This window comes from Rania fehmarnensis, from assembly GCF_056494185.1.
In genome coordinates, this window is sequence record NZ_CM151398.1 from 1,385,575 (window position 1) to 1,408,998 (window position 23,424).

15 protein-coding genes are annotated in these 23,424 nt (G+C 55.7%); 5 read left to right on the top strand and 10 right to left on the bottom strand.

Going from position 1 to position 23,424, the window contains the following annotated elements; genetic code table 11:
- Positions 1-4: 4 nt before the first annotated feature.
- Together SH573x_RS04335 and SH573x_RS04340 are read right to left on the bottom strand one after the other, a co-directional pair.
- On the bottom strand, positions 5-1,048 hold the full coding sequence (locus SH573x_RS04335) for a MotA/TolQ/ExbB proton channel family protein (RefSeq protein WP_479353104.1): 1,044 nt from the start codon (positions 1,046-1,048) through the stop codon (positions 5-7).
- Positions 1,049-1,369: 321 nt separating this feature from the next.
- Positions 1,370-4,720 carry a tetratricopeptide repeat protein gene (locus SH573x_RS04340; protein WP_479353105.1) on the bottom strand — a complete coding sequence of 1,117 codons (3,351 nt, stop codon included), beginning with the start codon at positions 4,718-4,720 and terminating at the stop codon, positions 1,370-1,372.
- A 740-nt stretch (positions 4,721-5,460) separates the two neighbouring features.
- On the opposite strand from SH573x_RS04340, the gene SH573x_RS04345 reads away from it, so the two are divergent.
- Entirely contained in the window at positions 5,461-6,567 is a 1,107-nt protein-coding gene (locus tag SH573x_RS04345; RefSeq protein WP_479353106.1) for an NAD-dependent epimerase/dehydratase family protein, read from the top strand.
- Positions 6,568-6,596: 29 nt separating this feature from the next.
- Here the strand turns inward: SH573x_RS04345 and SH573x_RS04350 are convergent, their stop codons facing one another.
- Positions 6,597-7,319 carry a hypothetical protein gene (locus tag SH573x_RS04350; RefSeq protein WP_479353107.1) on the bottom strand — a complete coding sequence of 241 codons (723 nt, stop codon included), beginning with the start codon at positions 7,317-7,319 and terminating at the stop codon, positions 6,597-6,599.
- 246 nt (positions 7,320-7,565) lie between these two features.
- On the opposite strand from SH573x_RS04350, the gene SH573x_RS04355 reads away from it, so the two are divergent.
- From SH573x_RS04355 to SH573x_RS04365, 3 genes are all read left to right on the top strand, one after another.
- Positions 7,566-9,068, top strand: coding sequence for a Do family serine endopeptidase (locus tag SH573x_RS04355; RefSeq protein WP_479353108.1), 1,503 nt, complete (start codon positions 7,566-7,568; stop codon positions 9,066-9,068).
- A 108-nt stretch (positions 9,069-9,176) separates the two neighbouring features.
- Positions 9,177-10,196: a ferrochelatase gene (locus SH573x_RS04360; RefSeq protein ID WP_479353109.1), complete on the top strand. Its 1,020-nt coding sequence runs from the start codon at positions 9,177-9,179 to the stop codon at positions 10,194-10,196.
- 126 nt (positions 10,197-10,322) lie between these two features.
- The gene (locus SH573x_RS04365; RefSeq protein WP_479353110.1) at positions 10,323-11,273 is read left to right on the top strand and encodes an aldo/keto reductase; all 951 of its coding nucleotides are present in this window, start codon (positions 10,323-10,325) and stop codon (positions 11,271-11,273) included.
- Positions 11,274-11,629: 356 nt separating this feature from the next.
- On the opposite strand, the gene SH573x_RS04370 is transcribed toward SH573x_RS04365, so the two are convergent.
- The 3 genes from SH573x_RS04370 to SH573x_RS04380 all read right to left on the bottom strand — a co-directional run bounded on the left by SH573x_RS04370 (position 11,630) and on the right by SH573x_RS04380 (position 15,002).
- The gene (locus SH573x_RS04370) at positions 11,630-12,712 is read right to left on the bottom strand and encodes a PfkB family carbohydrate kinase (RefSeq protein ID WP_479353111.1); all 1,083 of its coding nucleotides are present in this window, start codon (positions 12,710-12,712) and stop codon (positions 11,630-11,632) included.
- Between the two features lie 60 nt (positions 12,713-12,772).
- Positions 12,773-13,582: an SDR family oxidoreductase gene (locus tag SH573x_RS04375; RefSeq protein WP_479353112.1), complete on the bottom strand. Its 810-nt coding sequence runs from the start codon at positions 13,580-13,582 to the stop codon at positions 12,773-12,775.
- Between the two features lie 307 nt (positions 13,583-13,889).
- A complete protein-coding gene (locus tag SH573x_RS04380) occupies positions 13,890-15,002 on the bottom strand; it encodes an ImuA family protein (protein WP_479353113.1) in 1,113 nt (370 codons plus the stop codon).
- A gap of 241 nt (positions 15,003-15,243) precedes the next feature.
- Between SH573x_RS04380 and SH573x_RS04385 the strand changes: the two genes are divergently transcribed.
- A complete protein-coding gene (locus tag SH573x_RS04385; RefSeq protein WP_479353114.1) occupies positions 15,244-16,809 on the top strand; it encodes a B12-binding domain-containing radical SAM protein in 1,566 nt (521 codons plus the stop codon).
- A 59-nt stretch (positions 16,810-16,868) separates the two neighbouring features.
- Here SH573x_RS04385 and SH573x_RS04390 read toward each other — a convergent pair whose 3' ends face one another.
- The 4 genes from SH573x_RS04390 to SH573x_RS04405 all read right to left on the bottom strand — a co-directional run bounded on the left by SH573x_RS04390 (position 16,869) and on the right by SH573x_RS04405 (position 22,898).
- Positions 16,869-18,548, bottom strand: coding sequence for a hypothetical protein (locus tag SH573x_RS04390; RefSeq protein WP_479353115.1), 1,680 nt, complete (start codon positions 18,546-18,548; stop codon positions 16,869-16,871).
- A 204-nt stretch (positions 18,549-18,752) separates the two neighbouring features.
- Entirely contained in the window at positions 18,753-19,262 is a 510-nt protein-coding gene (locus SH573x_RS04395) for a hypothetical protein (protein ID WP_479353116.1), read from the bottom strand.
- A gap of 100 nt (positions 19,263-19,362) precedes the next feature.
- Positions 19,363-20,202 (bottom strand): polysaccharide deacetylase family protein, encoded by an 840-nt coding sequence (locus SH573x_RS04400; RefSeq protein WP_479353117.1) that lies wholly within the window; start codon positions 20,200-20,202, stop codon positions 19,363-19,365.
- Positions 20,203-20,303: 101 nt separating this feature from the next.
- Positions 20,304-22,898 carry an alpha/beta hydrolase-fold protein gene (locus SH573x_RS04405; RefSeq protein WP_479353118.1) on the bottom strand — a complete coding sequence of 865 codons (2,595 nt, stop codon included), beginning with the start codon at positions 22,896-22,898 and terminating at the stop codon, positions 20,304-20,306.
- Positions 22,899-23,424 lie beyond the last annotated feature (526 nt).

Consider the following 23,424-nt stretch of genomic DNA (forward strand, 5'->3'; position numbering starts at 1 on the left):
TTGTTTATCCCTTGCGAGTTTGACGGGTCAAGGGTGTGGTGCCACTGACGCGGGGGTCGCGCGGAGCTTCACGCGTGCGCGTAATAGAATCTGAATCGGGCGACGGTGTGACCAACGAGCCCGACATGCCCGATGAGCCTGACGAGTTCGATACCGGTGGTGGGTCCGTGCGACGGCGCGGTACCAGTCCCGTTAATTCCAAGTCATAGCGCGTCACACCTTCGAATCGTTCCAGTCGTGGAATCAACGCTTGCACATGCTCCTGTACCGAGTTCATGAGTTTGATAATGCGACCTTCGAAGAAGTGCGAAAAGCCGGCAGCTGGTATGGCAATGCTCAGACCGCCGAGTGTATTGACGAAGGCGATCGAGATGCCTTGGGCCAGTTGCTGCGTGCGGTTCATGCCCAAGCCGGGTTGCGTGGTTTCAAAGAAAGCCAGGATCATGCCCCAAACTGTACCCAGCAAACCCAACAGTGGCGCGATGGCCGCAGCGGCGGTTAACCAGCGCACTGTACCGTACAGTCGATCTGCTTCACGCTGGCAAGCATCTTCGATAGCGGCTTCCATTTCTGGAATCGGCCGACCAACTTTCTTGAGCATGGCTTCTAGCACACGCGAAGTTGCCGATGGATATCGCAGTCCGAGCTGATAGAGTTCTTGAGGCTCGACTGGATACCGTTGCTCGACTGCTTCTTCCAAGCCACGTTTCAGTTTGCGCGGCAAGATGCGTCCGGCGCGCAGGTTAATCAGACGTTCCAGTGAAATGGTTAGCACCAAGATGCTGATCAAGACCAGTGGAATCATCAGTGGTCCACCGTCCATCAGCAATTGCAAGAAGTTCATCTCGCGCGGTTGCTGATCTGCTTTGGCTCCCGTGCCAGCGCGATTTGCTGCGGCGTCGGCGGCCAATTGTTCTAGTTCATCAACCGTACGTTGACTGCTTTCGGCCGTCATGGGTGGCGCAGAATTCGATGGGTTTTGACCCAGCGACCAATTGGCTAACCAGCAGATGGCCACGAACACGCACAACAGAGTTCTCAAATGCATAGAGAGCGCCTGCTCACAGGAGATGGAATTTTAGAGTCCTCATTGTCTCCTTTCGCTCCGCGAAAGGCAATGCTCCGCCACAACCACAACCCCGTAGCGGAAAGCGTCAAGCATTTCGCCGTAAGCCTGTAGCGGAATGCGTCAAACATTTCGCCGTAAGCCTGTAGCGGAATGCGTCAAGCATTTCGAGATATACCGTCGTGGGCAAAAGCGGTTCGAAAGCCTTGACGGCTTCCGCTACCAGCAGTCCCGAAAGCCTTGACGGCTTCCGCTACGAGGGCTTCCGCTACGAGGGCGTCCGCTACGAGGGCGTCCGCCGGCTTATTGCAGTTTATTTAGTTCGCTCAAGCGAGCTTGAGCTTGCTTGGTGACTTCGTGGGTTGGGTGTTTATCGATGACGTACTGATAGAAGTCCCTGGCATATTGGAGAGCTTTTGTGCGAGCATCGCCCTTGAGGTCTTGGACCAGGACTTCGCTGCAGCGGCCGGCTTCGAAGCCGCCGCGGGCTTGCCAGTTCTTGGTGGCTGCGTCGGCTTTCTCAGCTCCGTAACCGAACATGACGCGTTGGAACTCGGGAATAGCCTTATCAAACTTGCGTTGTGCAAAGTACAACTCACCCATCATGAACCTGGCTTTGGCGGCGAGGTCATCGCGGTATTTGCTGGCTACTTCGTTAAACAGCTTGAGTGCATCTTCAGCCTGGTTCTGGTTTTGTTTGGCGGTGGCCAGTTCGAAGACGACGGTCGACAGGTAAGGCGAATTGGGATACCGCTTGATGATCTCGCGCAGCCAGGCTTCGCAGTCGGCCCATTTCTTTTGTTCGCGCAAGCACTGCGCGCCATGCAAGTAGATCAGCGATCGAACTTGTTCGGTGACATCGCTCTCTTGACTTTTCTCCAGCATTTGTCGAGCGTTTTGGTAACCGGACAAGGCTTCCGAGAACTTGTCCTGTTTGAACAAGCACTCGGCGGCCATGAAATTGGCATCGATGGCCAGCTTGCCTGTTCCAAAGTTCTCGGCTTGTTTGCGAAACTCGGTGTTGGCTTCGTTGTATTTGCCTTGCTGGAAGAAGCTCCAGCCGAGCTTGTAAGCAGCTTTCTCTTGCAGGCCTTGGTCGTTGGCTTTGGTCAGGACGCTGGCATACAGTGGGGCTGACTTGTCGTATTCTTTGGCTTCAAATTTCTGCTGGGCTAGCTGGTAGATAGCTTCGGGGACCAGTTGGCTTTTAGGGAAGTCATCGACCAGTTTTTGGAAGTACTGCGCCGATTTGGCGGCGTCACCTTTGTCGGACCAGGCCCAGCCGAGTTCGAAGAGGATTTTATCGCGAGCCGGATAATCGGGCACTTCGCTCAAGACGCGTTCGAAGGCCGCGATGGCTGGATCGAATTCTTTCTTTTCGGTGTAGGCCATGCCCAGTTCATACAGGCCGTTGGCCAGTTGTACATTCTTGGCACCAGCCGCCATGAACTTGCCCAGGGTGTCGATAGATTCATCTACCTTGCCGATCTTGCGCAAGCAGATGGATTGGGCCAGCAGGGTTTCGATCTTCATCGATTCGGAAAGTTGGCCGCTGATGATCGGTTCCAGGGCCTTCAGTGCTTCCTCGTATTTGTCTTGTTTCATCAGTGATAGGACGATGCCGTATTTGGCAAAGTCATGGAGATTCGAAGCGGCTGGTTCGTTGATAATCGCTTGGTAATCCGCCACAGCGCCGGCGAAATCTTGTTGGACTGCTTTGAGCTGAGCCATCCGGTATCGAGCTTGGAAGCGCAAGCGGCTTTGGGGGAATTTCGATTGAAAATCGGTGAGAGCTTTGATTGCTCCAGCCGGATCGTTTTGTCGTTGATAGGCTTGGACGATTTGCATCATGACTTCGTCCGCCCTGCCCCACTTATCAGCCGAGTTCAGGCTGGCTTGCAGCTTGGCGATTGCTTCGGCAGGTTTATCCATGGCCAGCAAGCTGGAACCGGTGATGAATAGCGCTTCGGCCTTTTCGTTGGGATTGGAAAAGAGAGCTTGCTTGGCTTCCAGATGTTGGACAGCTTCGGCATATTTGTTGGACAAGTAATACGCCATCGCCAAGCGCATGTTCCAAATCGGCTGAGCCTGGTTGGTTTTGTCGCTATCGATCAGCTTGGTGTAGGCTTCGATGGCGGCTGCGTGTTGGCCTTGTTGCAACATGGTTTCTGAAGCCACGTAGGCCACATCGGTCCGCAGTGGATCTTGCGGATACTTCTTCAAGAATATTTCTGACCACTTGCGAGCATCATCCAGTTTGCCGGTTTGCAAGGCTGCGAAAGCTGCGTTGTAGGCGGCTCGCGGTGCCAGTGGATCATCCGCATAATCGGTTGCGACCTTTTCGTACCATTGTCGAGCTTCGTCGACGCGTTGTGGATCGTTGTACAGTGCGTCGGCCAAATCCATGCGCAGCTGCAATGCGCTGGGAGATTTGTCAGCCCACTTTAGCGTATCTTCCAGCATTGGAATGGCCTTGGCAGCGTCTGGCGTGCGCAGCATGGTCATCGCCAACAAGTGAGCCGCTTCGGCGCCAGTGTTACCTTTCAGTTCCAGCACAGCTTGAAAGCGCTGCGCCGCTTCGGGATATTGACCATTGCGAAAGAACATTTGGCCCGAAGAGAGTTGCGCTGTGGCGACGTGTTCGGAGTTGGGGAACTTGGCCACCATCTGTTCGAAGACTTGCGAGGCATCGGCGAATTTACCCTGTTCTGCCAGTGCTTGACCCAGTCGCAACAGCGCGTAATCGGCCAGTGGGTTCTCGGGTGAGGCGGCCGACTTCTGCAGCAGCTTTTCGGCTTCCGCTGGCGCGCCGCTGCGTAGCAGAACGTCCGCCAGGCGCAGCGCTACTTTGCCGCTGAGTCGATGATCGTTGTATTCGGTCAAGAAGGCTTCGTAGGTCGCGCGTGCCAGCGCATCGTTCTTCAGTTGTTCTTGGGCCACGCCAAGTGCGTACTGTGCATCGGCACGCCAGCTTGAACTGGCCAGCGATTTGTTCTTGAGCAGTTGTTCGTATAGTTCGATGGCTCGCTTGGGTTCGCCGAGTGAGTATTCGATCTCACCGGAGAAGAACAGCGCCTGATCGACCGAGCTACCTTGCGGAAACGCTTTGACATAGTCGGTCAAAGTCTCGCGCGATTGTTGATACAGTTTCTTTTGGGCAGCTGCGTCGGCTTCGGTGCCGCGAGCTTGCATGAATTGACACCAGCCGAGATTGATCAAGGATTCATCGCGAATATCCAACTTGCTATCGGCCAGGGCGCGCGCAAAGGCTTCGCTGGCGGCGGCATAGTCGGGCTTGGCTTGCTGCATCAAACACACGCCGAGGTAGTGGCTGGCTTTGCTGGCGAGCGGATCCTTTGGAAATTCTTTTAATAACTTGTTCCATTCGTCGACGGCCAACTCGAACGCACCGTTGTTTTGAAAATTGGCTGCGTCGGCATAGTGATTGACGGCGGCGGGATCGGACTTGGCGCTGTCGGCCGCTTTCTGCTTGGCGACCGGGCCACTTTTGCCGGCCGCTTGATTGCCGGGCTTAGCATTTTTGTTGCCTCTAGCCTGCGCATGAAGATTGGAGGCTGCGACGCAGACCAGCAAGCAGATCACGGAACGCCACAACAGGCTGGCTGGTTTCTGACAATAGGCTAATGTGTGCATGACCGCTTTTCGCTCGCCCTGACAAGTTCTTGGATGGTGGGGCTAGTGCCCAACTCCGTTTTTAACACCCGCTGCAGCGTTAGTGTATCGCAGCACCCCCGAGGCGGGAAGATTTCATTCTTTGTCCACCCAAAGCCCCGTAGTTTTGCAAAGCTGTGCAATTTGCCTAACTCGTGATGTGATGCGTCTGTCCCCGTAGCCGAAGTCGCCAGACTTTGGACAGCATCCCGATCGTAGAGCGGCTGTCCCCAGCCGCTCAGCACCCACTAACCCAAGCTTCTTCAAACCCGACGTCTGTCCCCCGCCGCGCCGGGGACAGAGCACGCGCACTGAGCCCCGCGTAGCCGAAGTCGCCAGACTTTGGACAGCATCCCAACACCGGGGACAGACCCGTTGCGCTGGCCAGCATGCAATGCCAGCAAATCATCCCCGGGTCTGTCCCCGATCGTAGAGCGGCTGTCCCCAGCCGCTCGGCACCCACTAACCCAAGCGTCTTCAAACCCGACGTCTGTCCCCCGTCGCGCCGGGGACAGAGCACGCGCACTGAGCCCATAGCCGAAGTCGCCAGACTTTGGATAGCATTACACCGCCGGGGACAGACCGGTCTGCCCCCGAGCATTTGGTCGGAAGAGACTTGGGTTAGAGGGCGCGGAGCGGCTGGGGACAGCCGCTCTACAACTGGGAGATCAGACCCGGGTCTGTCCCCGGGCATTTTGGTCGGAAGAGGCTGGGGTTAGAGGGTGCGGAGCGTCTGGGGACAGCCGTTCTACACTTGGAGCAGCGTTAACGCCTCTCAGGAAAATCGCTACACTGATGACGTTCTGGATGCCCATTTGTTTGAAGCTGGAAAGACTTGTGCCTTGAAGAAGATTCTGGTTACTGGCGGCTCGGGCTTTATTGGCTCGCATTTGACTGAAGAATTGTTGAAACGCGGCCAACACGTGACGGTGGTCGACGATCTGTCGACCGGCTCCCAGCACAACCTGGCACACATCAGCGGTCATCCCAACTTGCAGGTTCTGCATGCTGATATTGGCAATCCCGAACTAGTGGCTCGCGTGGTCAGCCAGGCTGATATCGTGTTTCACCTGGCCGCCGCGGTCGGCGTTGCCTTGATCGCCAAGCAGCCAATTCAGACGATCGAACGCAATATCTATCCGACCCAGCTGATCCTCAGCGAATTGGGTCGCCATCATCGCGCTGGTCGCAGCAAACCGATGTTCCTGGCCAGCACCTCCGAAGTTTATGGCAAGAATCCCAAAGAGATTTGGAACGAGAACGATGATCTGGTCTTCGGCGCGACCACCAAACCACGCTGGAGCTATGGAGCCTCGAAAGCTATCGACGAATTTCTAGCTCTGGCCAGTCATCGCGAGTGCCAACTGCCCGTCGTCATTGGGCGTTTCTTTAACGTGGTCGGACCACGCCAGACCGGCGCCTATGGCATGGTGTTACCACGGCTGGTTGATGCGGCCCTGACCAATGGCTCGCTGATTGTACACGATGACGGTCAGCAAGTTCGCTGCTTTGCGCATGTACAAGATGTGGTTACGGCTGTCTTGCAACTAATGGACACACCCTCGGCGGCGGGTCGCGTGTTTAATATCGGCAGCGATCACCCTGTCTCGATCTTGCAACTGGCCGAAGACGTGCGACGCCTGGTCAATCCACAAGCCAAGATCGAATTTCAATCGTATCGACAAGCCTACGATGAAGACTTCGAAGACATTCGACGACGTGTGCCAGACTTGACCCGCCTTAGAAGCACGATCGAATATCGACCCCAGCATTCGCTAGAGTCGATTATCAAAGACGTACTAGCCTTCAAACAGCAACTCAAATCTTGAGAGCCAAGAGCTGAAGCTCCCGCAGTAGCTTATCGCGGAAACACTACGCGTGGTGTGCTGTTGTTAACCGGAGCAGGCAGGCCAGGGATCGATCCAGCAGCTCCACTGACGCTGCCACTGAAATTGCCGCTGGCTGGAGCCCCGGGGGTGTTCGTGCTGGGCCGAGTCGGTTGCGCTTTGGTCTCGGTCAGCGTCCAACGCGCACCATTGAGGCCACTGATGCTCTGCCACTCCAGGCCTGGCACAAACATCATCGACGAGATGTTCTCGCCATTGATTCGAGCAGAGCCCCATTCGGTTTCAACCGTGATCGTTTTAACATCGCTAGCGCCGGTGATCGAATCGCCATTGAGCATCACCAACGTGGTACTGGTGTCTTGTCCTGAAGGAAAACGCACACCGGCCACTTCCGACAGCGGAATGCTGGCCTCACCAAAAGCCGTCTTGAGCGCGAGCAGAGTCGAGTCAGTCAGCGCCCCGGTAATCACCAAGTCAGATCGCAGCAGTTGAACACTGATCGTCAGCGGTCGAACTTTTGTAGCAGCACCCTCAGGCTTGGCATTCTTTTCGCTATCGGTTTGGGGGGCGTCGCTCTTAGGCGGCTCGCTCTTAGAAGCATCGCTGGCTGATGACTCGGCAGGTTTGGCAACGGCGATGGGTTCTTCCTCCTGCGCCCAGGCCAAATTCGAATTCATCAAGCATGTAGTTGCCAGGAAGCACGAAGCAGCAAACAGTTTCATAGTGAATCGCATGATTTAACGGTTGAGGGTGCGACAGTTTCGGTGTTCACAAAGTTTGGACGCAATACTCATGTAGCCTAATTGCCACCCCCGAGCGATTAAAGGTTTTGCAAGGAAAATTGCGGTTTTTGCCTTCGCCGGCGACTGCCCAAAAAGGTTGGTTTGGAATGGGGCAAGGCCTTTGCCAGAGCCTGCGGCCATGCCAAAATAGAGGCTCGACCTCAGAAAACTCCGAATTAATGGCGTGGAGAGTGGACAATGGATATGCATCGCAAGCTCACGGGATTGGTATTGGTTGGTGGTGTCGCTGCGCTTGTAGGTCTGCGGTTTTGGCCCGATGATCATCCTGCTAGCTCTACTCAAGTCTATGCGCAGCAGGGTGAGAATGCGGCTGTTCAGGAACAATCGATCGTCGGAGCCGAACAACTCTCGGCCGCCTTTCGCAATGCAGCCAAAGCGGTTAAGCCGGCTGTCGTGCGCATTAATGCGATGGTCAAGACGCGCGTTCGCCAGCGCGGTGGCCGAGGCGGAATGCCCCAAACCTTCCCGTTCGGCTTTCCATTTGACGAGTCCTTCTTCGAAGAGCAGGGCTTCGGTGAACCCTCGGGGTCAGTCGAAGAGAAGCTGCAACAAGCAGGCGTAGGCTCTGGTGTCATCGTCTCCACCGATGGCTACATACTGACCAATAATCACGTCGTACAAGATGCGGATGAACTGGATGTGCAACTGAGCGACGGTCGTCAATTCACCGGTAAGGTCATCGGTACCGATGACCGGAGCGATGTCGCCGTGGTGAAAATCGATGCCAAAGAATTAGTGGCTGCGCGACTGGGCGATTCATCCTTGATGGATGTGGGCGATTGGGTCATCGCCGTGGGCAGTCCGTTTGAACTCGACCAAACAGTTACCGCTGGAATCATCAGTGCGCTCAATCGCAGCGTCGATATCTTGGACTACGAAGATTTTCTACAGACCGATGCCGCCATCAACCCCGGCAATAGCGGTGGGCCATTGGTCAGCCTGCGCGGTGAAGTGATTGGTATCAATACGGCGATCAACTCACGCAGCGGCAGCAATGCCGGCGTGGGCTTTGCCATCCCCAGCAGCATGGCCAAGCAGATCATGGATAACATCATCGCTAATGGGCGCGTCATCCGCGGCTATATCGGCGCATCGCTGGGTGAACTGACCGCTGAAGGCATGCGCGAAGCCAAGCTGCCCTCGAGCTATCGAACGGGCGTGTTGATTCAAGGCGTCTCGCCCAGCGATCCCGCCGCCAAAGCAGGTCTGCAACCCAACGACGTAATCGTGCGCGTCGACGGTAAACCCCTTCGCGATGCTGAAGACTTTCGTACACGCGTCGCCCTGACGCCAGTAGGACAGGCAGTCAAGATGACCGTCTATCGCGACGGTAAAGAACGGGAAGTCTCGGTTACCGTCGAAGAACAAACGGCTGAAAAGCTGGCCAAACTCAGCGGTAGTCTCGATATTCCCGAATGGGGCATGGGCGCCAGCAAACTCACCGCCGCTCTTGCTCAGCGACTGCGAGTCGATGTCAACGATGGCGGGGTCGTCATCATCCAGGTCGAAGAAGACGGCAAAGCCGATCAATTGCAACTCCAGCCAGGCGACATCATCATGCGCATCAACAATCGCGAAGTGAACACACCAGAAGAACTGCACGCCGCCATCAAAAGCAAAAAACAGTTGCGCATCCTGCTACGTCGCGGTAACTCCATCGGCACCATTACCGTACAGTAGTTACAGTACAGTAGTGCCTGCCGCCGGCTCTGCCGGTACCAGCTCGACTCCTGCGGACTCGATTGCAGTTGTCGCAAGCCTCGTGAACAAAAACCTTCAGGATGATTTATGGCCGAACCTGCGTACGACAGTTTGTTACTGGTTTCTTTTGGCGGTCCCGAAGGTCGTGATGATGTCATGCCATTTCTGGAAAATGTGCTGCGTGGCAAGAACGTGCCCCGCGAGCGCATGCTGGAAGTGGCTGAGCACTATTATCACTTCGATGGCATCTCGCCGATCAACGCTCAAAACCGTGCTCTCATGGCGGCGCTCGAAGTCGAGCTGAAGAACCGGCAAATTAACTTGCCTTTGTATTGGGGCAACCGCAACTGGCACCCACTGCTGCCCGATACGCTGCGCGAGATGTCCCAGGCTGGCCATCAACGAGCTCTCGCGTTCTTCACCAGCATCTTCAGCAGTTACTCGGGCTGTCGGCAATATCGTGAGAACATCGCCGCTGCCCAAAGCGAGGTCGGTCCCGATGCTCCCTTCGTTCAGAAGGTGCGGATGGGATTCAATCATCCAGAATTCATCAATGCGCAAGTCGAACTGCTTTCGCAAGCGCTCGACCAGTTAGCCGACCGTTCATCGGCTACGGTACTCTTCACCGCGCACAGCATTCCCAACTCGATGTCCGACAATTGCCGTTATGTAGAGCAGCTGAAATCTGCCGCGGGCTTGATCGCCGAGCGGACGGGCTCGTCAAACTGGGAATTGGTCTATCAAAGTCGCAGTGGTCCACCCAATCAACCGTGGCTAGAACCCGACGTGTGCGAGCGCATCGAGCAGTTGCATGCATCGGGCGTCCAGCAACTGGCGATCGTCCCCTTGGGTTTCATCTCCGATCATATGGAAGTGCTGTACGATCTCGATACCGAAGCAGCCGATTTATGTAAGCAGCTAGGTATCCAGCTCGTGCGCGTGCCAACGGTGGGCGTACATCCAGCTTTCATTCGCATGATCGCGGATTTGATTGAGGAGCGGTTGAGTGACTCCCCGGAGCGTCCTTATCTAGGCAGTTACGGCCCCAGTCATGATGTCTGTCCGGAAAACTGCTGCCTATATACTCCGCGACGTCCCGGGACTTAGCTGAGTAGCCACCGTCGCCAGACGGTGGACGCTCCGTAGCCACCGTCGCCAGACGGTGGAAACTGCAAGCGGCAACATCCACCACTTGGCAGCGGGTGGCTACCAATTAGGAACCGTAGAAAATAAATGACCTTACGACAACTAGCCCATAGCGACTTGCATGTATCCACAGTTGGCTTTGGCTGCTGGCCCATGGCGGGCATCACCTCGATCGTCGATTCGCAAAGCGATTTAATAGCTGCGATTCATGCTGCGCTGGATGCGGGGGTCAACTTCTTTGATACCGCCTACTCCTATGGCTATGCGGGTGAAAGCGATCAGCTGCTCAAGGAGGCACTCAAAGGTAAGCGTCAACAAGCCATTATCGCCAGCAAAGTTGGCTTGCACTGGAACGACGATCGCCAGCGCGTGCTCGACGCACGACCTGATGTGCTGCTGAAGCATGCGGCCGAGATTCTTCAGCGATTGGATGTCGAGTACGTAGACATCATGTACCTGCATACGCCCGATGGCCAAACGCCCATCGCCGAGTCGGCTGGCGCAATCGCAGAAATTGTGCAGCGCGGCTGGGCCAGATATGCGGCTGTCTCAAACGTCGATAGCCACCTGGCCGCCGCGTTTCATCGCGAGTGCCCCGTTATTGCCGTGCAACCTTACTTCAACATGTTGCAACAAGACGCTGTGGATGATCTGCGTCCCTGGTGTCAGGCCAACAACGTCGCGCTCGTCTGTTATTGGGTGCTGATGAAAGGCTTGCTGGCCGGACATTTGCGACGTGATCATCAATTCGACCCCCGCGACCGCCGCTTGAATTACGAGATCTTTCGCGGTGAGTCTTGGGAAAAGAATCAAGACCTGGTCGACCAACTAGAGGTGATTGCCACTGCCAACGGCTGCACGATTTCGCAGTTGGTCATTGCCTGGACATTGGCCCAACCACAAATCACCGTGGCCCTCTGCGGCGCGAAGCGACCGAGCCAAATCATCGAAAATGCTCAAGGCATGCAGGTGAGTTTGGATGCCGCCACGCTGGCAGAGATCGATGCCTGCATACGACAGCGCGGCAGCGTGACGTAGGCAGGTGGCTGTTACCTCCTCCGCGCAGCGGGGGAGGTCGCAGATGAGGCGTTCAGCCGAAGTTTGCGGGAGGGGGCACTGCGCTAGGTAAGACGTCTACGGTACTAATCACCTGCACTGCCCAGACCCCTCCCGAATCTCGCTACGGCTCGATTCGACCTCCCCATGCTGCGCATGGAGAGGTGACTGTCGCTAGGTTGGCATCACTACAGGTTTCCTACTCGTACTCCTACTCCTACTCCTACTCCTACTCCTACTCCTACTCCTACTCCTATTCCTACTCCTACTCCTACTCGAATTTTTCCCGCGCGCAGCTACCTAGTCGAGTAGGAGTACGAGTACGAGTTTGGGCTCTACTAGCGTTGGACGCGGGCGCTGCCGCCTTGGGCCAGGGCTTCGACTTCCGGCAATTTGGCCATGGTCACGTCGCCAGGGAAAGTGGTTAGTAGAGCGCCGTGAGCCCAGCCTAAGCGCAAGGCTTGTTCGGGTTCTTTGCCGCTGAGCATACCGTAGATCAAACCGGAGGCGAAACCATCGCCGCCGCCGATGCGGCAGATAACATCCAGGTTGCAAGTCGGGCTGACGTATCGCTGGCCGTCATACCACACGACCGCGGCCCATTCGTGCCGATTGGTCGATTGCACTTCGCGCAAGGTCGTGGCCACCAGCTTGACGCGTGGGAACTTGGCTACCACGTTTTCGATCATGCCAAAGAACGCGTTCGGATCGAGCTTGGACTTCGATTCAACATCCTGACCTTTGATACCCAGGCCTTTTTGAAGATCTTCTTCGTTGCCGATCAACACATCGCACTCGGCGGCGATGCGGCGACACATCTCTTGACCCTTTTCTTCACTGCCGATCGTCTTCCACAACTTGGCACGATAGTTCAAATCGAACGAGGTAATCGCACCGGCTTTGGTCGCGGCGCGCATGCCTTCGAGAATCAGCTCCGATGTAGTTGGCGAAAGCGCCGCGAAGATTCCGCCAGAGTGAAACCAACGCACGCCTTGGCCGAAGATCTCATCCCACTTGAAGTCACCAGGTTTGAGCATCGCGCCGGCTTCGTTAGCGCGATTGTAGAACACAACAGGTGGGCGAACGCCTTGTCCGCGGTCGCTGTATACCGTGGCGATGTTGGGGCCGCGCACGCCATCATGCTCGAACCATTTATAAAATGGTCGCACGCCCATTTCGCGCACCGCGCGTTGCACAATTTCGCCCACTCCGTAATTGACCATGGCTGTGCACACGCCAGTTTTCAATCCGAAACAATCCGATAGGTTGGCGGCGACGTTATATTCGCCGCCCGAGACGTGGACTTCGAATTGACGCGCCTTGCGAAAAGGAATGATGCCTGGGTCGAGCCGATGGACCAGAGCGCCCAAGGACAAAAAGTCGAGTTCGCAATTGTCTTTTCGAATGTTTAGTTGAGCCATAGTCGGATATTTCTCACTTGGTATGAAATGGGTGATCGTAGTTGATTGAGACGTTCGTTCCTAAATGGTAGTCGATGAGAATCCTCCATCGACCACGATGTTTTGACCGGTGACAAACGATGAAGCCGCTTCAGAGGCTAACCAAACCACTGCCCCCGATAATTCGTCGGGATTGCCGAAGCGGGCCATGGGAGTATGACCGATGATTTGCGAACCACGCGCCGATAGCGAACCATCGGGATTGTAGAGCAAGCCTCGATTCTGTTCAGCCGGAAAGAAACCGGGGCTGATCGCATTGACGCGGACGCCACGAGTCGCCCACTCGCGCGCTAGGAACTGTGTCAAGTTAATCACACCGGCTTTAGCAGCCGAATAAGCCACGACGCGCGATAGTGGAATCATGCCGCTCATCGACGCGATGTTGATGATGCTGCCACGTTGACGCTCGACCATGCCGGCGCCGAAGACTTGGCTGGGCAAGAGCACGCCACCCACCAGGTTCAGATCGAATACTTCACGCCACGCTGCCAGCGGTAGTTTGCAGAAGTCGCTGCCCGGTGGCAAAGTCGCTTCGGGTTTGTTGCCGCCGGCTGCGTTGACCAGCACCGTAGTTGGTCCGAGCTGCGCTTCGATTTGTTGGCATGCATGGGTGAGTGATGCGTGATCGAGGGCATCGGCTGCTTGGAAGATAGCTCGCCCGCCGGAATTCTCAATTTCCGCAACGCGCTGCGCACCACGCTCGGCGCTGCGACCGACGACGGCGACCTGGGCGCCGGAGACCGCCAAAGCTTGGGCCATGGCCCCGCCCAAGCCGCCGGTGCCACCCAACACCACAGCTACATCATTTTTGAGGCTGAACAGTCCGCTCATGAGCCATTCACTTTGTGGGGAATCGGGGCTCGCTCACCCCAAAATTAGCGCTATTTACTGCCCAAACAAGATGACCGCGCAGGGCGTTTTGCACAACCCCGGGGACTCCAATTGTATGCTTGGTCTTCTCTGGGTGCGGTGTCATTTAGTTGAACACGCTGGCGTTTAGGTAAACGCAGCGTTTGGTTAGAGGGTGCACCTCGCCTGGCGGCTACGGGTTAAACGATCCACTGCCGGTTCTAACTTACTTCAGCCTGGCGGCTAGGGGGTAAACGATCCACTGCCGGCTCTAACTTGACCAGCCGGGTTATGCGATTGTGCGCTGGCCGGAGTGGCTGGGGGCATGTTTGCGCGCCAGGGTTTGCGCGAGAGTGGCGGCGGCGATACCGGGTTCGACTCGGCCGCTGACTGCGTTGATTTGCACTTGAGCCCGCATGCCGCTGCGGCCTCCGCGCGCTCGAACAAGCTGCAATTCCAGTTGGCGATGAGCAGCGGTGGGCGAGCCCAACCAAGGACGCACTTGCCATTGAACTTCAGCCCAACTGGGTTGTTGACGCTGGCGCAGGCTGCGCACCAAGAGGCCTAGTCCACCACCGCGTTCGGCGGCCAGTTGCAGACGCCTGGCCGCGCGATCATCCAAATGCTCGACTTCAGCGATCACCGCTACAATCGCTGGTGATCGCAGAGCTTGATCAATGGCCCACAAGCGATCGTTCAATGTCGAAGGACGCACGATCACGATACGTTTCAGATCGATGCCCAGCGCAGCGGCTGCGGGCGGATAAAACTGCTCACGCCAATCCACCACCACACAATAGCGATCCGTGGTGGCCAGCGCTTCGCGAGCGGCAATCATGGCCAACGTCGTAGCCCCACTGCCTTCGCAACTCTGCAAGTATTCAATCACCGTGCCCGCTTCATAACCACCTGCCGGTAGGCACTCATCCAACACCTGACAACCGGTGGTATAGATGGGCGCGCGGGAATCGGCTTGAGTCGCAGGAGTTCGGCCCGCTACTTCGATCGATTTGACTTCGCGGGCCAGTTGAGCCACCAGTCGCTGAGCGGCCGTGGTTAGCTCCGCTGGACGCATTCCCTCTGCAGAAGTTGCTTCAGAGTTTATCGCTGCCGGCTTGGTCTCCGCAGCGGATGTCTCAGTAGTTGGGACTGTAGTCGACTGCGCAGACTCCTCCGCTTCGCTTTCAAACGGGAGCGGCAAGGTCCGCAAGCGCGCGGGCTTGGCGATCGGAGAGAGCGAGGGGTAACCACGCCGCGGGATAGGCAACACCTGGCGATTAATTCGCCCCCGCGAAGAGGTCTGTGAAGTTGCCTGCGAAGAGGTCTGCGATGAGGTCTGTGGAGAAACCTGCGAAGAGTTAGCTGCGGGCGACTCGGGGCAAGCGGTTTGGACGATCGTCATCTCGTGGGCTCCCTTCCTGGTGAAGGCTGGTTGTCCTTCCCCAGTCGACACCTTTGGTCCCACGCCGGTGCCGAATCTCCAAATTTTCTCCCGGCCAGCTCCGCTCCCGCCAGACTAACCCTAATGCTAGCATAAACCTCTCGGCAACGGAATTGTTAGTCTCCTTTCGCTCCGCGAAAGGAAATTGTCCAATCCTTTCGCGGAGCGAAAGGAGACGGTTTCGCGTGTTATACTGCCGACCATGGCAGACATCGTCTTGATCAATCCGCGGTTCGAAGCGTCCTATTGGGGCATGGAGTACGCTTTGCCAATCTTTGGCAAGCGCGCTAACTTTCCCGTGTCATGTTTGCCGCTGCTGGCGGCTCTGACCCCTGGCGAGCATCGAGTCACGCTGATCGACGAGAACGTCACGCCGCTGGACTTCGAGCGTCTGGAACAGGCTGACATCGTCGGCTTGACCGGTATGAGCGTACAACGTTTTCGCATGCGCGAGATCCTGGAGGAACTCAAGTCACGCGGCGTGTTCACCGTTGTGGGCGGACCATGGGTAACCGTTCGCGAAGAGTACTTTGGCGAACTGGCCGATGTGATCTTCATCGGTGAAGCCGAAGATACCTGGCCACAGTTTTTAAGCGAGTGGGGACGCGAAGAACATGCCTCCCGTTACGAGCAAAAAAACAAGAGCGATATGACTCGCGTTCCGACGCCTCGCTACGAATCGCTCGACATGGGGCAATACGTCTTTGGCAGCGTACAGATTTCACGCGGTTGTCCATTTCAATGCGAGTTCTGCGACATCATTGTTACCTTCGGTCGTCGACCACGCTTGAAGACGGCTGAGCAAGTGATCGCCGAGTTGGTTGAACTCCAGAGGCAGAAGATCGATATCGCCTTTATTGTCGATGATAATCTGATCGGTAACAAACTTGCCATCAAGCCTGTGCTGGCTGAAGTTGCTGCCTGGCAAGCCCAACATGGGTACCCGTTTATCTTCTTCGCCGAAGCCTCGCTCGATTTGGCTGATGACCCAGAGTTGATCGAACTGCTGATCGCTGCCAATATTCAAGCCGTCTTTGTCGGTGTCGAAACACCCAATCCCGAATCGCTGCGCGAAACCAAGAAACATCAAAACCTGCGTGCCGGCGGTACGATCGTCGAAAAGGTCAAACGCATTCAAGATGCGGGACTGGAAGTCTGGACCGGGATGATCGTGGGCTTTGACAACGACGATACCAAAATCTTCGAGGCTCAGTTAGAGTTCGTGCGTCAAGCTCGGGTCGCTCACTGCATGCTTGGTATGCTCTCGGCGATTCCGAAAACACCGCTGTACGAACGCCTGGCCAACGAAGGTCGCCTGGATGATGCTGATCAACCCGAGTTTGGAACCAACGTCATACCGCAACGCATGACGCGCGAAGAGTTGTTGGCCGGCTATATCGATATGATGCAACAGCTGAACGATGTCGACGAGTTCTTCGATCGCGCTGATAGTTTGTATTTAGATAAAACGTTTCAATTCAATCGAACGCAGAGAGCCTACTGGCGCAAGCATCCCGTTAAACGCTGGCGTGCCTGGAGCTATGATGTCGTGCGCTGCTGGGTGCTCTACCAGCGACTAATGAAACATGTCGAAGACGCACAGCTGCGGGCGGCCTACAAGCGTCGGCTAAAGCAATTGTGGCGCACCCGCCGCGATCCGGCGGCCATGTTCATCTACCTGATCAAGTGCGCCACGCATTATCATTATCAAAAAATCGCGCACAACCTCAAGCGCAGCCAAGATCGACCACTGCTAAATACGTTTTAAGCACTTGGAAACGCTCACTTGCCCGATTTGAAGTTTCAAACTTCAAACTTCGAACTCCTTCAATATCCAATGCCCGCCCGCACGACGAACGAATCGTCCAGATCGACATTATCTGCCGGTGAGGCTTCGTAGAGTAGTTCGCGATTGAACACATAACCGACTTCCAAGAAACCCACGCGGCGGCCATCGCGCAGTTGATCGTTGCGGCCCCACTCCAGGCCCAGCGACAAGCGGATATCGTTGATGTCGATCGAGTCCTTGGAACCGTCGGCACGCTTGATCGTCCAGGCTCCACCACCGTAGTACCCACCTACATACCACCAGGTATCGTAGGTACCGACGGTATTGAGATAGTGAGCCAGCTTGGGCTCGGGAAAGAACAAATCGAAACGTGTGCCTGGATTGGGTTGCCATAACACGCCGCCAGCTGGCAATAACTTGACGCGATTGCGGTCCAGGTACACCACCCCACCTTTGATCGTAGCGGTCGGCGTCACGCGCATGCGGGCCAGCCCACGCCCCATGATTCGCAAGCTGTCGCTAGTGAACGTGTCAAAGTCGCTGAACACACCGACGCGCACGCCCAGTTCAGCTCCTAACAATCGCAGTGGATCAGATTGCCAACCCGTATCCAAAAACGCGCTATACGCCTTCGAAGGTAAATCAGCTGTGGCCGGCGAGTTGGGGCCGTCCCATTGATGCAATGAAAATGATGGCAAGACATAGAGCGGTTGAGTTGAGAACAGAAAGTTCGGCCAGGCAAACGCTAGTGATACATCGGTATCATTGATTTGCAGCGAGTCCTGGTCGTTATCGCCATAGATGAACGCATGTCGAAAACGTGGACCTTGAAAGAATCGCACAAACTGCGGCGCACCAGGCCAGGTGCTGGCCAACGTTCCTTGGGGATTCCAATTGCCATAGGGCGAGGCACCACCGATCGCTCCAGGTGCCAGGATGCCAGCGTTATTAACCGGTCCGCCATAAGCCCCAGGAGCCAGCCCGCCTGCGTTGTAACCGCCTTGACCATAACCGTATCCGTACGGATTGTTGCCGCCCAACCAATTGGTAAACCCACTAAACAATCCGCCTTGCCCATTACCAAAGATGCTAGTCGGAAAGAGCGAGGGTGGTGAAGTGTTGGGGTAAGCTCCCGGTGGATACACGCCATTGTTCAGGCCGTTGTAGTTACCGATCGGGCCACTCTGACCAACGCCTGGAAAACCAGGGTTGAGCGTCGTCGGATAACCGCCCTGTGGATAGCCACCCTGTGGATAGCCACCCTGTGGATAGCTGGTCGCAGGCAGTCCCGTGGTGGGAATGGAGCCGTTATTAGGATAGACGTTGGTGTTGCCAAACATGCCCGATGGGCTAGTCCCTGGCAACTGGCCGGGGTTATAGGGAGCCGAGTTATAGGGAGCTATCGATCCGTAGGGTTGCGTATAGGTCGGCGCCGCTGTACTGGGCAACTGATAACCAGGGTTTTGATAGCTGGGTCGCGTAGCATAAGGATCGAACAGCGTACTACCGGGAGTGGTCGAAGGATAAATTCCGCGATTTGTAGCTGGATTAAACGGAATCATTTCGCCGATAGGAGCAGTAGCGACCTGCGAATCTCGCAGCACAGCCGGCGGCAAGCTGGATGACTGCGGATACGGCGCAAGTTGGGCAGAGCCAGGGTTTGCCAAAGCAATTCCCCAAGCCAAGCTAATTGCGCAGATCCACACCGCTAGCCGCATCGCGACTTCCCCAAAGTTGACTTTCGAGACACTTAATCTAGGGAAGTAACCGACCGACCCCGTCTGGGTCAAGATGAATGTGCGATCCCGAGCCGAGCTCGCCAGAGTTTGGATCAGTTCCGTAGCCGAACTCGCCAGAGTTTGGACCAGCTTAATCCGAACCTCGACCAAGATGTTCATTCCGATCAGGTCGCAGCGACCTGCTTAACGCTTGTGTCCACGTTCGGCTTGATTGGCTTGGTTACCCGCGGGATTGGCCCCTTGGTTGCGGACTTGATTGGCCAGTTGGTTGCCGGCTTGAGCAGCAGTGGCCATATTGCCCTGGTGGCCGCGCTGGCCGCGTTGGTTGCCTTGCTGTTGCATCATGTCGCGCAGACCCGCCAAGGCTGCTTGGAGTTCTGTTTGATTTAGGGCGGCATCGCCATCGGTGTCATAAGCGGTCATAAGCAACTGCGCCAGTTCAGCCACCGACGGCATCGGTTGATTGCCTCCAGCTTGATTGCCCTGGCCCTGATTCATTTGTGGGTTGCGTTGGCCAGAATTGCCCATGACCTGGTTCATGGCACCGCCACCTCCGGCTCGATTCAGCCCCGCGGCCGCACCACCACCGCCGCCACCTTTGCCCCCACGCCCGCCTCCACCGCCAGCACCTTGGGCACAAGCAAAATTGGTGGTGAATATTAAGACGGCTAGTGCGATGAACAGTTGACGCATGATGGTTTCGCTTCCTTCAGGTTTAGGTTGCCAAGAGCTTGCCTAGCCTAATAGGAATGATTTACTGCGTCAGTGTCACGCGCGCCATCGCTGGTGCGGATTACTTTGGCGGTGCAAGCATAGATGCTTTGCGTCGCTCGATAACGGCCATGACATCTGCCGGTTCAATGTCGGTGCCGGCAAATTTAGATAAATCTCGCAGCGCGATGACTTTGAATTTCTCGATAGCCAGGTAATGCATATAAGCTTCGAACATCTGCTGCTGCGTACTCACCCAATCGTGCGCGGTATCGGGGGCTCCGTGGAATTGCAGAATGGCAATGCGTCCCTCGCGGGCTTGTTGGACACCGCGTACAAAATCATCGAGCGTCCATTTGGGCCTGGCATCGGCAGCCGACGGCAGTAGTAGTGGGTGATCTTGCCCAGGCTCATACGCAAAACCGCGGCCTTCTTCGTAGGGAAATTCAGGTGCTCCTCCGCGCCGTGCGAATCGAATTCCATTAGCTTTCAGCACTTCGAACGCTTGCAACGAAGTGGCATTGCCTGGCCAGGCAAACGAAACTGGCTTGGGAATCTTGTGCTCTGCACATCGCGCGGCAATGCCATCCAATTGCTCGCTCAGCTTCGATACGTTTGCATCGCTAATGCCCAAGTGATCACGTGTGTGATTACCGATCTCGAAACCATCGGCATGCAACTGGGCAATTTCCTCCCAGGTCATGTAGTCTTTTTTATTAGTCGTAAAGTCAAAGCCTTCGGTAATAAAGAAGGTGGCACCAAAGTTGTACTTTAGTAGCAGCGGACGCACGATCGTGTAATGGCTCTTCGACGAATCATCAAAGGTCAGCACGACCAATTTGTCCGGCACCGGCTCGGCCGCGTGTGTCCCACATGGCCAACAAATGACCAGAGCCAATAAGTTCAAGAGCATTTTATTCATCGTTTGTGATTCGTTTCTCGCCGATAAGTTCGTAGCCACCGCTGCCAAGCGGTGGATGACTAAACGTAACACTTCCACCGTCTGGCGACGGTGGCTACGAATTACTCTACGGTCAACCGACGACGATAGATGGTATCGCCATTGGTGATGTACAAGTATTGATGATTCTCGCCGGCCAATACACAACTGGTGAGAGGTTGATTTTCTTTGGGCTTGGGCAAGACGCCACATTGTCGACCCGTCGGATCAAAGATTTGGACACCGAGCGCTGAGGTGACGTAGTAGCGCCCGATCTTGTCAACAGCCATACCATCACCTTGAGCAGTGGATTTATAGGGTGGCGGCAAGTTGAACTTGAATTCGCTGACCTGATCGATCGGTAGCCGCATGCTCATGATCGGCATCGCGGCATCCAGGGTTCCGTCAGTACCAACTCGATACAGCCACACGAACTGGCCGCCGTAGTCGGATACGGCCAACGTGCCTTGATCATTGGATAAGGCAATGCCATTGGGTTTATTGACGGTACCCGTATCAACATGCGTGACTTCGCCCGTTTGAATCGATATGCGTGTGATGCGTTGTTGTTGGGTTTCTGTGATATAAATCCAACAATCTTTGGTCACCGCTAAGTCATTGGGCGAGACACCGGTGGCGATGACTGTGGCTTCGCCCGATTTCGGATCGAGAGCGATCACTCGGTTCTGCGCACCTTGGCAACCGTACAGGCGACCATCGGGCCCAAATTCCAGACCGCTGATGGCCTCCTTGGCGAGTTCAGTTTTGTCTCCGTTGGTGCTTACCTTGAAAACCGCTGGAGCCCGCATGTCGCTGAAGTAAAAGTTGCCGTCGGCATCGGTGCAGGGCGCATCGGCAAAGCCCAAGTTGTCGGCCACAACTTGCCAGCCTTCGCCAGGAACAAGCAGCTTTAATATGGTTAGGTCGCCTTTCAAATCGCCTCGAGTGTCGAGTGCGGGCTGGTGCGACTGGCTGCGCCACAACCATTTCATGGCGTCTGGAAAACGTTCGCCGCCAAAATCGCTGTTGTGCCCGTAACCTTCTGCCCAGTCGAAACGTAAGTCATAGCCCATGTACTTGAGCGACGAAGCCATCAATTGATTTGCCCAAGGCCAGCTGCCAAATTGATTGTCGATGTCGCCAGAAGTATCTGCCATATAGATTCGCAGTGGTTTAGGCTCCGTCTTGCGAACCAAGGCTTGATAGGCATCGCCTCCGCGCAAGTTGGTAAAGCTGCCGACGTTGATGAAGACTTTGCGAAAGGCTTCCGGTCGCTCCCACGCGACAGTAAACGCGCAGATTCCACCCGAACTCGATCCACCGATCGCGCGTAGGTTGGGGTCTTTGGATATCGCATACTTTTTTTCAACTTCGGGAATGATCTCTTCGATCAAAAAGCGCGCAAACCGATCGCCCAAGCTGTCGTATTCAAGACTGCGGTTGGAATATTGTCGCCGTTGACCCCAGCGGGCTTTGTCTTGTCCGGGACTGATGAAAACAGCGATCGTGGGCGGCATTTCCCCTTTGGCGATCAAGTTGTCAAAGACGATCGGTACGCGCCAGCGGCCTTTGACGTCGGCAAACGATGCACCATCTTGAAAGATCATCAGCGCCGCGGGCTGATCTGCTTTGTATTGAGCAGGTACATAGATAGACAAATCGCGCAGAGTGTTTTCAAAGATCTTCGATTCGAAGGGTGGCAACTCTTCAACGCTGCCATGCGGCACGTCATCCCGCGCGACTGCATCGGCATGCGGGTGCCACTCGGGCTTGGTCTCAGGCGATGGCACCGCGACCGCTTCCGTCTTTTCGGCCCACAACCAACGCAGGGCCTGGGGCAAGTCATAGCCTGCCCATTGCCCACTATGACCACCTTCGGTCATGACCAACTTGTGTTCATAGCCAGCGAATCGGAGAGCTGCGGCCAGGTCTTGATTGGCCAGCGGCCAGTTGCCAAACAAGTTATTCAAATCGTCTTTGCCTTCCTGCAGATAAACCTTAAGAGCTTTGGGACGATTCTTGGTTTTGCGCACCAGGCCGGGATAAGCCCAGCCATCGCGAATGTTAGTAAAGCTACCGATGTGGCTGAGGACTTTGCCAAATTGATCGGGTCGTTCCCAGGCGACGGTGAAGGCGCAGATGCCGCCTGACGAAATACCGCATACGGCTCGTTGCTGGGGATCGCTCGAGACGTTTAAATCTTTCAGCGCCACGGGCAAGAACTCGTCGATCAGAAACTTCGAATAACGCTCACCCATCGAGTCGTATTCAAAGGAACGCGTGCTGCGATCCTGAGCACCTTCGCGCGTGTGCGGCACAGTGCCTGGATTGACGAACACCGCAATGGTGATGGGCATCGCGTTTTGGTGAATCAAGTTATCGAAGACGATGGGTGCGCGAAATGCACCGTCCGCCTTCGAGTACCCAGTCCCATCCATGAAGACCATCAAGGCCGCCGGTTTATCTGCACTGTACTGCGCAGGCACGTAAACGCTGTACTCGCGGCGAGTGCCAGGATAGATACTACTGGTTTCAAATACACCGCTGGTCAGCTGGCCTTGTGGCACACCAGCTTGCACCTGGCGATCGGGATGATTAGCACCGTCGGAGTCCTGGGCATACGCAAGAGTTGGCAATGCCCAAAACATGGCCGCAACCAGCCAGCGTGGTAGTTTCATGATCGTCTTCGGAAGAGATGGGGTGGGAGTTGAGGATTGGCAGCATCATCGCATCTCACTACTGAAAATTCAAATCTTAAATCTGAAAATCCATCGCTGCGTCGCCGTAGAGCAGCTGTCCTCAGCTGCTCAGCACCCTCTAACCAAAGTTACTTGCGACCAATAGTCTAACTTTGTGGTAGAGCGGCCCTGGAGAGCCGCTCTACGGGCAGGCTCCTTTCTCAAAATGCAGAGACCGCAGAGGTCGCGGAGAAAACGCTGTCATCTCTGCGATACTCCGTCTCTCTGCGTTAAAAAACGAAACCCTCTAACCAAAGTTATTTGCGACCAATAGTCTGACTTTGTGGTTGAGCGGCCCTGGAGAGCCGCTCTACGGGCAGGCTCCTTTTTTAAAACGCAGAGACCGCAGAGGTCGCGGAGAAAGCGCTGTCATCTCTGCGATCCTCCGTCTCTCTGCGTTAAAAAACGGAACCGTCTAACCAATGTTACTTGCGCCCAATAGTCCAGCTTTGCGGTTGAGCGGCCC

Excerpts from the sequence above, each read along its gene's own strand:
- SH573x_RS04405 (WP_479353118.1), bottom strand. The coding sequence starts at position 22,898 with ATGAAACTACCACGCTGGCTGGTTGCGGCCATGTTTTGGGCATTGCCA.
- SH573x_RS04350 (WP_479353107.1), bottom strand. The coding sequence starts at position 7,319 with ATGCGATTCACTATGAAACTGTTTGCTGCTTCGTGCTTCCTGGCAACT.
- SH573x_RS04365 (WP_479353110.1), top strand. The coding sequence starts at position 10,323 with ATGACCTTACGACAACTAGCCCATAGCGACTTGCATGTATCCACAGTT.
- SH573x_RS04370 (WP_479353111.1), bottom strand. The coding sequence starts at position 12,712 with ATGGCTCAACTAAACATTCGAAAAGACAATTGCGAACTCGACTTTTTG.
- SH573x_RS04385 (WP_479353114.1), top strand. The coding sequence starts at position 15,244 with ATGGCAGACATCGTCTTGATCAATCCGCGGTTCGAAGCGTCCTATTGG.
- SH573x_RS04340 (WP_479353105.1), bottom strand. The coding sequence starts at position 4,720 with ATGCACACATTAGCCTATTGTCAGAAACCAGCCAGCCTGTTGTGGCGT.
- SH573x_RS04335 (WP_479353104.1), bottom strand. The coding sequence starts at position 1,048 with ATGCATTTGAGAACTCTGTTGTGCGTGTTCGTGGCCATCTGCTGGTTA.
- SH573x_RS04375 (WP_479353112.1), bottom strand. The coding sequence starts at position 13,582 with ATGAGCGGACTGTTCAGCCTCAAAAATGATGTAGCTGTGGTGTTGGGT.
- SH573x_RS04360 (WP_479353109.1), top strand. The coding sequence starts at position 9,177 with ATGGCCGAACCTGCGTACGACAGTTTGTTACTGGTTTCTTTTGGCGGT.
- SH573x_RS04400 (WP_479353117.1), bottom strand. The coding sequence starts at position 20,202 with ATGAATAAAATGCTCTTGAACTTATTGGCTCTGGTCATTTGTTGGCCA.
- SH573x_RS04395 (WP_479353116.1), bottom strand. The coding sequence starts at position 19,262 with ATGCGTCAACTGTTCATCGCACTAGCCGTCTTAATATTCACCACCAAT.
- SH573x_RS04380 (WP_479353113.1), bottom strand. The coding sequence starts at position 15,002 with ATGACGATCGTCCAAACCGCTTGCCCCGAGTCGCCCGCAGCTAACTCT.
- SH573x_RS04390 (WP_479353115.1), bottom strand. The coding sequence starts at position 18,548 with ATGCGGCTAGCGGTGTGGATCTGCGCAATTAGCTTGGCTTGGGGAATT.
- SH573x_RS04355 (WP_479353108.1), top strand. The coding sequence starts at position 7,566 with ATGGATATGCATCGCAAGCTCACGGGATTGGTATTGGTTGGTGGTGTC.